Annotated in this window: 11 protein-coding genes; 5 read left to right on the top strand and 6 right to left on the bottom strand. The window is 43.7% G+C overall.

The annotated features are described in order from the left end of the window. Positions 1-439: 439 nt before the first annotated feature. Positions 440-1,843, bottom strand: a complete 1,404-nt coding sequence (locus F6K49_RS19335; RefSeq protein ID WP_293022906.1) for a ferredoxin:protochlorophyllide reductase (ATP-dependent) subunit N — start codon at positions 1,841-1,843, stop codon at positions 440-442. Positions 1,844-2,067: 224 nt separating this feature from the next. On the opposite strand from F6K49_RS19335, the gene F6K49_RS19330 reads away from it, so the two are divergent. Then, positions 2,068-2,250 (top strand): hypothetical protein, encoded by a 183-nt coding sequence (locus F6K49_RS19330; protein ID WP_293099238.1) that lies wholly within the window; start codon positions 2,068-2,070, stop codon positions 2,248-2,250. Between the two features lie 7 nt (positions 2,251-2,257). On the opposite strand, the gene bchL is transcribed toward F6K49_RS19330, so the two are convergent. From bchL to bchB, 3 genes are all read right to left on the bottom strand, one after another. Further along, positions 2,258-3,121, bottom strand: a complete 864-nt coding sequence (bchL, locus tag F6K49_RS19325) for a ferredoxin:protochlorophyllide reductase (ATP-dependent) iron-sulfur ATP-binding protein (protein ID WP_070391049.1) — start codon at positions 3,119-3,121, stop codon at positions 2,258-2,260. Between the two features lie 693 nt (positions 3,122-3,814). Further along, positions 3,815-4,066: a hypothetical protein gene (locus F6K49_RS19320; protein WP_293099231.1), complete on the bottom strand. Its 252-nt coding sequence runs from the start codon at positions 4,064-4,066 to the stop codon at positions 3,815-3,817. Between the two features lie 96 nt (positions 4,067-4,162). Further along, positions 4,163-5,689: a ferredoxin:protochlorophyllide reductase (ATP-dependent) subunit B gene (gene bchB / locus F6K49_RS19315; RefSeq protein WP_293022899.1), complete on the bottom strand. Its 1,527-nt coding sequence runs from the start codon at positions 5,687-5,689 to the stop codon at positions 4,163-4,165. A gap of 127 nt (positions 5,690-5,816) precedes the next feature. Here bchB and F6K49_RS19310 point away from each other — a divergent pair, with 127 nt between their 5' ends. From F6K49_RS19310 to F6K49_RS19295, 4 genes are all read left to right on the top strand, one after another. Beyond that, positions 5,817-5,957: a hypothetical protein gene (locus tag F6K49_RS19310; protein ID WP_293022896.1), complete on the top strand. Its 141-nt coding sequence runs from the start codon at positions 5,817-5,819 to the stop codon at positions 5,955-5,957. A gap of 254 nt (positions 5,958-6,211) precedes the next feature. Beyond that, positions 6,212-6,394, top strand: a complete 183-nt coding sequence (locus F6K49_RS19305; protein ID WP_293099225.1) for a hypothetical protein — start codon at positions 6,212-6,214, stop codon at positions 6,392-6,394. Between the two features lie 68 nt (positions 6,395-6,462). After that, on the top strand, positions 6,463-7,098 hold the full coding sequence (locus tag F6K49_RS19300) for a precorrin-8X methylmutase (RefSeq protein WP_293099220.1): 636 nt from the start codon (positions 6,463-6,465) through the stop codon (positions 7,096-7,098). Positions 7,099-7,422: 324 nt separating this feature from the next. After that, on the top strand, positions 7,423-7,896 hold the full coding sequence (locus tag F6K49_RS19295) for a hypothetical protein (RefSeq protein WP_075896513.1): 474 nt from the start codon (positions 7,423-7,425) through the stop codon (positions 7,894-7,896). A 3-nt stretch (positions 7,897-7,899) separates the two neighbouring features. Here F6K49_RS19295 and F6K49_RS19290 read toward each other — a convergent pair whose 3' ends face one another. Together F6K49_RS19290 and F6K49_RS19285 are read right to left on the bottom strand one after the other, a co-directional pair. Continuing rightward, complete coding sequence (locus tag F6K49_RS19290) at positions 7,900-8,151, bottom strand: hypothetical protein (RefSeq protein WP_293099210.1); 252 nt, start codon at positions 8,149-8,151, stop codon at positions 7,900-7,902. Positions 8,152-8,469: 318 nt separating this feature from the next. Next, entirely contained in the window at positions 8,470-11,307 is a 2,838-nt protein-coding gene (locus F6K49_RS19285; RefSeq protein WP_293099206.1) for an NACHT domain-containing protein, read from the bottom strand. Positions 11,308-11,379: the final 72 nt, after the last annotated feature.

Below are 11,379 nucleotides of genomic sequence, written 5' to 3'. Positions count from 1 at the left end.
GGGAGATGGGGAGATGGGGAGATGGGGAGATGGGGAGATGGGGAGATGGGGAGATGGGGAGATGGGGAGGTGGGGAGATGGGGAGATGGGGAGATGGGGGTACAGACAAGCGATGCAGTGGCCTCACGGGGGTTTCCCCCACTCGCGCAAAGCATGGCTGACAATGATGATTTTTAGCGATGCCTCAGGTGCGACCCGTGGCGAATTTAATTCGACGACTGTAAGCGCACCATTACCTTCACGCGGGGGTTTCCCCCATGAGCGACTGCATCAAGACGGGAACAGGGAATGAGAGGGGGAGAATGAATATGAGTGGAGTGGGCAGGAAACAGGCCAGAGGCCCGTTCCACAGCAAGATGCCCCCCTTATAAAATTCCCCCCTTATTAAGGGGGGTTAGGGGGGATCCCTCTTCTGACTTCCCTACTCCACTAAGAAGCGCTAAACTTTAGCCTCTTCTTTGACTAACTTATCCCAACCCAAATCCTTGAGACTGTTATTACGACGTAACGGACGAGTTGCCAATTCCAGAATGTCTCGGGCATTAGTAAAGCCGTGCATTTGAGCAAAGGTAAACTCAACGGACCACTTAGTATTAATTCCCCGTGCTTCCAAAGGATTAGCATGAGCCATACCGGTAATTACCAAATCCGGCTCCAACTCATAAATCCGCTGAATCTGGTTATAATTGTCTGGCTTCTCGATAATCTTAGGAGTTGGTACACCCATTTCGTGGCAAGTCTGTTCTAACAGAGCTAACTCAGCTTTCTGATAACGCTTATCCATGTAAGGGATACCGATTTCATGGCAAGTCATCCCGCAACGAACGAGGAAACGAGCTAAGGAAACTTCCAGCAAGTTATCCCCCATGAAAAATACTGACTTACCACGCAACAGCTGGATATAATCCTCCAAGCTTTCCCAAATTTTAGCTTCCCGTTCTGCCAAGCCTTTTGGTTCAATACCAAACACAGAACACATTTTCTCTATCCAAGCCCGAGTGCCATCCGGACCAATGGGGAAAGGTGCGCCAATTAACTTACACTTGCGGCGGCGCATCAGAGTAGTAGCGGTGCGGCTGAGGAAGGGATTCACCCCAGCAACATAGTAACCTTCTTCAATTACTGGCAATTCCGTGTAACGCTTAGCAGGCAACCAACCAGACACCTTAATCCCCTGCTTCTTCAACTCTAGGGTGAGGTTAGTCACAACCGGGTCAGGTAGGGAGCCAAACAACACTAGGGGTGGATGATCCGCATAGTCTGACTCTTCCGCAGCCACCTCTTCTTTCTGGCGTCCAAAGTTGAGGAGTTTTGCGATCGCATTCCGTTCTTGTTTCTCCTCTTCCACCTGGGGTGCTTCCTTCGGGCACTTGTGAGCCATAGCCGCCAACACAGTATCTTCACCCTGGGTGAAAGCATAGTCTAAGCCATTAGCACGAGCCACCACAATCGGAATCCCAATCTCAGATTCCAGCTTGGGAGCCAAGCCTTCCAAATCCATCTTGATAATTTCCGTAGTGCAGGTACCAATCCAGACAATCACACTAGGATTGCGATCGCGTTTAATCTGCAAACACAACCGCTTCAGTTCCTCGTAATCATTGAGCTTAGCCGAAATATCCCCTTCTTCCAACTCCGCCATGGCATAGCGTGGCTCAGCAAAAATCATCACCCCCATCGCATTTTGGAGGAAATAGCCACAAGTCTTAGTACCAATCACCAAAAAGAAGCTATCTTCAATCTTTTGGTAAAGCCATGCCACGCAGCTAATTGGGCAAAAGGTATGGTAATTCCCAGTTTCGCACTCAAAATCTAGGGCTTGAGGGGTTTGAGCAACAGTCATTTAAAATTCTCCTCTCCTGGTTTCTCTCTAAAGTTTTCAGGGTTTAAGGTTTTAAGGGTTTAAAGGTTTAAGGTTTTAAGGGTTGAAGGTTTTAAGGTTTAAGGTTGAAGGTTTTCAGGTTTGCTGTTGACTCTTATAACTTTCAACCGGGTGCATCTCATTAAAGCTGTTTGACCCGGTGGTGCGTTACGGGACGGACTGTCTCAACACTGGCTACCGATAAAATGAGGGCGAGCCCGTCCCTAACGCACCCTACGCCTGCTAACTTCCAACCTTCAACCTTTCTTTCAACCTTCAACCTTCAACCTCCTAACCTTCAACTTCCTAACCTTCAACCAAATAACTTTCAACCTTTCTTTCAACCTTCAACCTTCAACCTCCTAACTTTCAACCTCCTAACCTCCTAACCTTTGCTTACACCATCATCAGGTCTAATTCTTCTTCCTCAGTCACTGCTGGGGTTTGAGGATTTAGGTAGAAGTCAGACAGCAAAGAGAACAACTCCCGGTCTGGTGCATCTTGAGGTACAACCCCCTCAGGCTGTGCCAGAATTTGGTCAGCAATGTTGAGATAGTATTGGCAAACAGGTTCCAGGCTAGGGTCAGTTTCTGCCATTTCAAAAATCGTTTTGCCCTTAACCCGAGAGACACGAATGTCTTCAATTAGTGGCAGAATTTCCAGCACTGGCATGGGCACAGCTTCCACATACTTATCGATTAAGTCGCGCTTAGAGGTGCGGTTGCCAATCAGACCAGCCAGACGCAGCGGGTGAGTGCGAGCTTTTTCACGAACAGAAGCAGCAATCCGGTTAGCAGCGAACAAGGCATCAAAACCGTTATCCGTGACAATCATGCAATAGTTGGAATAGTTGAGGGGAGCAGCAAAACCACCACAGACGACATCACCCAGAACGTCAAACAGAATCACATCGTACTCATCAAAAGCATTCAGTTCCTTGAGCAGCTTAACCGTTTCACCAACTACATAGCCACCGCAACCAGCACCAGCCGGGGGACCACCAGCTTCTACGCAATGAACACCACCATAACCTTTGTAAATCACATCTTCAGGCCAGACATCTTCGTAGTGGTAATCCTTTTCCTGAAGGGTATCAATAATCGTAGGGATCAGAAAACCAGTCAGAGTGAATGTGCTGTCATGCTTCGGGTCACAGCCAATTTGCAGCACCTTTCGACCCCGCTTAGCTAGGGCAACTGAGATATTACAGCTAGTTGTGGACTTACCGATACCACCTTTTCCATAAACTGAAAGTTTCACCTTTAGTTATCTCCTGTTTCAGATAAAAATTCTTCTTTTGTCTTTGCCCCTAAGCCAGCCGAAAGCATAATTGCCAAAATTATGCTTGCTTGATTTATCTCAGGCACTAGTTAAGCGAGGGACCCTAAAGCCAGCGATAGATTGCTTGGCTTGTCTTGATGCAGTCGCTCATGGGGGAAACCCCCAAGACCGCTTAGGTGCGCTTTCCGTTGGCGAATTAAATTCGCCACGGGTCGCACCTCTGCATCGCTTCGGCGCTTATTGCATTATTCACCAACTGCACTAGAAAATACAGGGTTTTTTTGATCGATCTAGCCTTTAAATTAGCTTAAATCGATTTTTTTGAGTTTAAGCAATTATCTCAAGCAATTTAAATCTTATTTATTAAATTTAATATTTAAATAACTATTTTTCTAAATAACTTTATTAAAAACTATTACAATAAACAAAACTATTAAATCACCAGGGTGAATGAAGCGGGGGTACTACTGTTGTAAATGTTGCGTAGGGTGCGTTAGGGACGGGCTCGCCCTCATTTTCTGCCTCTTCACGCCTTGTTGGGACAGCCCGTCCCGTAACGCACCAGCGGCTCAAACAGCTTTAATGAGATCCACCCGTTAACGTTGCTCACCATAGACCATGGCTGGGCAAAATCATCCATACCCACCAGAAGCCATAGGCGGGTCTAGCTATTCAGATTTTTTGTAAATAATAATTAAATTTTTTCGGAGCAATCACAGCAATCTTCGTCGATAGAGTCACAGACTTTGAAAAAGGTACAAAGAATCGGGAGTCGGGAATCGGGAATCGGGAATCGGGAATCGGGAATCGGGAATTGGGAATTGGGAGTCGGGAATCGGGAATCGGGAATCGGGAATCGGGAGTCGGGAGTCGGGAATCGGGAATCGGGAATTGGGAATCGGGAAAACTGATCTGATTCCCCATCTCCCCATCTCCCCATCTCCCTATCTCCCCATCTCCCCATCTCCCTATCTCCCTATCTCCCCACCTCCCCTGATTCAGGTTAAATCTGTATTAAGCTCAAGCCCCTACAGCTTCCTTAGCGGCATACATCACTTCAAGAGTGATTTCACTAAAGCCACGCTCACGAGCAAACTTCTCAGTATTGCGCTTTACTTTACCCCGAACAAAACCAGGCACCTTATTCAGTTCTGCTTTAGCGTCCTTACTCCAGTTCAGGTCAGAATCAGCAGAGATCCCCTTGGTAATAACTTCCTTGGTATCATGACCACCAAAGATTTCCAACAAGTGGTCTTCCATACCCAAGGTGAAGGAATTGTAGACCAAATCAGCAATTTGGTTAGTACCTTCGTAACCCATGAAGGGACGATAACCGATGGGGAAGTTTTGGATATGAATGGGAGCAGCAATCACACCACAAGGAATATTCAAGCGCTTACCAACGTGCCGTTCCATTTGGGTACCGAAAATTGCAGCAGGTTCAATTCGTGCGATCGCATCCCCAATCGCACCATTATCATCACTGATCAGGATCTCATCACAGTATTCGCTCACCTGCTCCTTGAACCAATCCGCATCATACTTGCAGTAAGTCCCAGCCAGCACCACATGAATACCCATCTCCCGTGCCAGAATCTTGGTCATAGCGGCAGCGTGGGTATTATCTCCGAAAACCACAGCCTTCTTACCGGTCAAGTTCTGGCAGTCGATGGAGCGAGAGAACCAGGCAGCTTGAGAAACGTACAGGGTTTGGTTGTCGATGTACTCTTCGTAATCGACATTAGCACCTTGACCATTAAGGATTTCCTGAATCTTACGGATACAACGGGCAGTTTCCACCACACCCAGAGGAGCAATATCGACATAGGGCATCGAGAACTCTTCTTCCAGGTAACGGGCACTCATCAAGCCAATTTCCCGATAAGGCAACAGGTTAAACCAAGCCCGAGGTAAATTTTTCAGATTGTGGACAGACGCTCCCTCTGGGAGGACTTCGTTAACTTCAATGCCCAAATCAGCCATCAGCCGCTTCAGTTCAGTACAATCGTGTTGATTGTGGAAGCCAAGGGTAGAAATACCAATTATGTTCACCGAGGGCTTTGCGGTTTTGCCCTCTGGGAGCTCACCCTTCTTGCGGGCTTTGTTGAGGTAGAACTGAACAATTTGATCTAGGGTGCGGTCAGCCGCTTGTAATTCATTGACCCGGTAGTGGTTCACATCTGCCAACATCACATCAGCCTTAGCATCCATCTGAGCCCGGTTTACGAAATTCTCCAGGTCTTCTTGTAGGATACTGGAGGTGCAGGTGGGAGTTAGCACAATCAGATCAGGGTTTACCTCCTGATCCTTGCGGGTGATGTTGTCCACTACTTTTTCCTGAGAACCCCGTGCTAGCACGTTCCGGTCAACAATACTAGCAGTTACCGGAGTGTAGTCCCGCTCTCGCTCTAGCATGGAGCGCATCACGTTGAAGTAGTCATCCCCTAGGGGGGCATGCATAATAGCATGGACATTCTTAAAAGAACTCGCAACGCGCAGTGTGCCAATGTGGGCAGGACCTGCATACATCCAGTAAGCCAATTTCATATCCTATTCTCCCTTGTTAAAAGATTAAGTATCAAGTATCAAGTATCAAACATCAAGCATCAATCATCAAAAATTAAGCATTAAGCATCAAAAATCAATCATCAATCATCAAAAATGTAACAAGTTGATGGATTTGTTACTCAGCAACCAAGAGAGTTTCAGCCTTGGCCTTTGGCCACGCTACGCGAACAGCCTTGGCCTTTGGCCACGCTACGCGAACAGCCTTAAGACCTCTCGTGATTTAGATTTTCTCAGAAGTCCGAGGTAATGACTATCCTTAGGGATAAGTGTTCTTTCCCTGGTATCTAATTCGCCAAATCCTCTTGCCAAGCTAAACATATCGATTAGGGATATAAGAGAATCTGAATCAAATTGCAATTATTCTTAATTTTTAGTTACAGGGAGTAGGGAGTAGGGAGTAGGGAGTAGGGAGTCGGGAGTCGGGAGTCGGGAGTGTGGGAGGTGTGGGGAGTGTGGGGGAGATGGGGAGATGGGGAGTGTGGGAGATGGGGAGATGGGGAGATGGGGAGATGGGGAGTGTGGGAGATGGGGAGATGGGGAGATGGGGAGATGGGGAGTCAGATCAGTTTTCCCTGTTGCCTGTTGCTAGCTTGCCTATTGCTAGCTTGCCTATTGCCTATTGCTAGCTTGCCTCTTGCCTATTCCCTATTCCCTATTCCCTATTCCCTATTCCCTATTCCCTAATATGAAAACCACTAGAGCAAGCATAATAATGTCAAAATAATCACAACCAGTTTGTCTGAAGAGTCCTCATGGAATGGCATATAACTGATGCCCAAAGTCTGGCAATTATTGACCGTGAAATAGGCGAGCATGTCTTTTCACCAGCAGAATACGAGATTGTGCGGCGGGTGATTTATGCCACAGCCGACTTTGAGTATAAGTCTCTGATTCATTTTTCTGAGCGGGCATTACAAGCAGGAGCAGCAGCTCTAGCTGCTCGTAGCACAATTGTAGTGGATGTGCCAATGGTACAAGTAGGGATCACTCCCCACATTCAAGATACCTTTGCTAATCCAGTGTATTGCAGCATGGAAACCCTCACTCGTCCTCAAAAAGAAAAGACTAAGGCAGCCTGGGGGATGCAAACCTTAGCTAGACGCTATCCAGAAGGAATTTTTGTTATTGGTCAAGCTCAGACAGCTTTGACAGTATTGGTGGAGTTGATTGAAGCAGAGGAAATTCGACCAGCCTTGGTGATTGGGGTACCTGCGGGATTTGTAGAGGTGGATGTGGCTAAATCTCGGTTGACGGACTCTTTAATTCCCCACATTCGGATTGATGGTCGTAAGGGTTCTGCGGTAGTAGCTGCTGCTATTGTTGATGGCTTAGTAGACTTGGCTTGGCAAGCCTACGGCCAAGATGATATTGACTTGTCACACGCCTAATATCAAGTCTGGTTGAATACCCATAATTAAGGAAAGGGTGGGAGGTGTGGGGAGATGGGGAGGTGGGGAAATGGGGAGATGGGGAGATGGGGAGGTGGGGAGATGGGGAGGTGGGGAGATGGGGAGATAGGGAGATTTTTATTAAGGGTAATTATCCTGACATGATATAAAAGGGCGTGGCTCAATTGTGGCATGATTGAGAATAATGGGTAATCGGTAATGGGTAATGACCTTCGGTCAGGCTCATTGACCGAAACCTTCCGTTGGTGATCGATAAAAATTTGGTTAAGATCCTCTCAGCAACGGTTTAGCAAAGGGATAAGGATGGCAACTGCGGTTAAATTAATAGCTCCAGGTTTTTGTGTAAAGTACCCGAAAACCCCTTGGAGTGTGATATATGTCGAGGATGCTTCAGGCAAGTTTCATTTCCGCCTTAGTAGTCGAGACTTCAAATTTGAACCCCGCGATCGCTACCGTTACCCCACTCATGAGGCGGCTAAACGGGCAGCATTGTGTTTTCTGGAATTACTCAAACGTATAGAGCGATCGCGGATGCGCATGAGCATTCTGCTAGAAATTGGTATTCTTAAATTTCCCCAACAGACATACCACTCTTATGAAATTTGGTTATTGATTGATCGCACTCGCTATAGTTGGGAGGCAATAACGCCCAATGGTTTTTGTTTCCGCTCCCAGCGCTGGTACAAAAGTCCTAACAGTCCGATTCTTAAAGCCAAGAAACATATAGACCGGGAGTTGGCGGTATATCAAATCAAAAATGCGGTTGGCTGGGTGTAGTGACTAATGACTATCATCAGTATCAAAACACTTATGCCCGATAGTGCCATCAGGAAAAAGGTAAAGAGGACAATACGGTAATTCTATGGGTATGCTCACAATTGTCATAGGCTCCTGCTGCGGTTCGTGATTATGAGGCCAACGAATCCTGCTACTTTTACCACCGACAACATCAGGCATTTTCTGATCACTACTGTCAGAGACAAAGCTGTCACTTTCTAACCTCTCGACGAAACCTATATCAAAGATTTCCATGATAGCGATATATCCAATTTATTTCTATTAATTATTAATATCAACTTCTCCCATGGCTAATAGAAAAGTCTTGCCATATTGGCCAGAGTTTACAAAACTTTAGAGTCCTCAACTACCAATTACCCGAGGGGTGCATCTCATAGTTGTAAAAAAAAAGGGAAGTGTGGGGCGGGGGCGCGGGGCGGGGGCGCGGAGATTTTCTTAGAATTTTTGCCTAATTTCATGCATTGAGATGCACCCTCTCGACCTTCTCTACTACTTTCAGCCATATTTGGACTTCTTTAAGCAACGTGTTTTATAAAAAATATTTCTTTTAATTCACCCATATTTAGCAAAATTCGCCAAATATTCTTGTAGTAAACGATGAATAAAGCGATAACGGCCACCGATTCTTTCAAGGAGTTTTTTTTCGGTAAATTCTTCAAGAAATTTAACATAATTACAGGGAATGTAATTGTTCCAAGATAGAATCAGCCGCAAAGTAATATGTTGAATAACAGCTCGACCAGGATATAGTCCACCAGCCAGCAATCCTAGTAATCCCCAAATTAGCAAATATGAAATTAAATTAATGTCGTTTGGATTTATACTTTGCTGGCCATCAATCCAGAAATATACTAGTCCTACTAAGCTGGATAGTAGAGCACATGTCGCTGCATAAATTACAGCATTAAGTAATGATTTATAAATACCTTGGTTAGGAAAGTCTCTTCTTTTTATATTTAGTTCAGGACCTTTTAATCCACGAATTAACCCACGAAATATAGCAGTAATTGGTGCCAACATACCAATTACTGTCATAAGTGAAATATCTATCAAACTTGCTATTGCCGAATTTATTGTTTCATTATTATGGATTTTAATATTGTTAATTAATCCTCCCACAAATCTCTCTTTTAGAGAAGGAAACTTTAGGGCTTTTATTAGCTCTTGATCAGGAAATTTTAGAGTCTCAACTGGATTGATTTTTGGAGAAATTAAACTGATTACACTTCCAAAAATTAGACTTATTATTATACTTATTACAGCTAGACTAAATTTAGGATTTTTATCAAAAACATTAATCGCCATAAAATTATCAATATCAACAATATTATTAAGGTTAGTAAAAACTATTATTAATATCGGCATACTAACTGTTCCAACTATCAAGGCAACGATAATTTTATACAGTTTCTTCTGTGTTTGGGTTTGCAGCCAATCAAATTGGATTTTTTCAAGCAAAAAATCTACTTCTTGATTTTCTTCAAGTCTTTGTGCTAGCCAAGATAACCAGTGCTTCTTCTTATCTGGACTTGAAACACCTTTCAACGCCGAGTCAAGATAATCATTAAATAAATAGCAGTGCTGATTTTCTTTATCCTTAATTTTTTTTAATTCTTCTATCGAAGACTTTGTATATATTTCTGTCAATATATGTAAAAAAAGCGGGTTTTTTGCTAGTTTAATAAGTTGCTCATCGACTTGAATGCTCTGCCAAATATCTACACGTTTTATAGACTCAAAATAGTATTGAATTTGGGTTTCATGCAAAGGCTTTAAACAAACGCATCCATTAAGTTGAAGCGGAGTAAAACACCTTTCATATTCAGTCAGACGGCTACATACAACTAGATAGTTAGATTTATAATTACTTGTTAAAAAATTATTAATAGCCTCAACACATTTGAATTGATTTTTATTTAGCTCATCTAAATTATCAAGTAAGGGAAGTAATTGATGCTTCTCGAGCAATTTACGAACATCTATTTCAGAAACACCATGATATAGATAACAAGATTCAGCCACTAGCCATTCTTCAATTTTTTGGTTTTTCCAAGATGAAAGAGATAACATAACTGGAATAGGTTCGCTTGGATCCTGTTCAGCGCGACTAATTAGTGACTTTGTCAGCTCTAACAAAGTCACTGTTTTGCCTGAACCTGCCTCACCGAGAATTAGTAACTTACCAGAAACGGCTTTCTTATCAAAAAATTCTATAATTCTTGTCTCTGAAGGCAATAACTCATTTTGTTGATAGTGATAATCGTCTCTAGGTCTTCTAACTTTTTTTGGGCGTGACTCTTTTTTTAAGTTAATTAGTGTTTCTTGATATAAGCGTTGATCAAGTAAGCGTTCGACTTCACTCTTTACGCTTTTTAAGAATTTATATCTAGCTGGATTTCTAGCAAGGGTTAGCTTTTCTTCTATCCTTATAAGTTCTGTCCTACATTCCTGAATTTGCTTTTTAAGCTCAAATTTAGACGATGCACTAGTAGTGCTATGATACTCTTGCTCTAGAGAAGCAAGTTTGTCCTGCCAGTATCCCTTAGGTTTCTCTAAAATCTCTAAAATGCTTCTGTTTTTTTTTTCCCTCGTTCCATTGCTGTTATCCAGCCCCACAGAATTTTTTAGGCATTCCTCGATAAATTTCTTTACACCAAGATAGACCTGACTGTTTTGAGACTCTGGTTTGCATATGGATATGTGGTCATCTGGCATCGCAACCGGATTCACTCCTTCAATGCCTGGGTTAGCACTATCTGGGTCTACAACCAAAATCCCTTGTACAGGCAGTGTCTCATAATAGACCTTTGTGGCAATTCCTAAACTCCGAGCGTTTTGTCTATACCACTCATTTAATTCCCGTAACTGAGGGTGATGAGCTTTTAGTTCCTCCACACTTACGGTGGTTCGTGCCAGAACGCCAATATTATCAATTAAATTAGCTAGATGAGACCCAGTGTGGGGAGTAGCCAGAAATACAATCCCTTTAGTCTGCTCAAGAATACCTTTATATTTCTCCAAATTCTTAGCACTACTAAGCATCTTTTTGACTAAAAGGCCACCCATACTGTGAGTAATAAATACTAATGGATGCTTACCGATATCGTGGATATCTAACCAATCTAATAAATTACTGGCTTGATCGAAAAGCGGCATACTGCTGTTGCTTTTCCAGTTTGTTGCTTGAGCATCATAGCCAAAAGACCATATGTTAAGGCCTAGCTGATCTTTTCCAAGCCAAACTGGCCAAAAATTGTCATCATTGCGTTTTCCCTTGGGATGCCACGTGCTTGAAGCATCACCTCCAAGTCCGTGAACAAACACCACATCCCCACTGGCAAATGAGTCCTGGTGACTTGAGATTTTGATCAAGCCCGTTAAATCACTCACCGATTACCCTCCTACGATTACGCTCCAGTGATCTATATAGCATTTTATAGCATTTAATCTATGAAGATGCAT

This window comes from Moorena sp. SIO3I6, from assembly GCF_010672095.1.
This window is presented reverse-complemented; position numbering and strand designations above follow the sequence as displayed.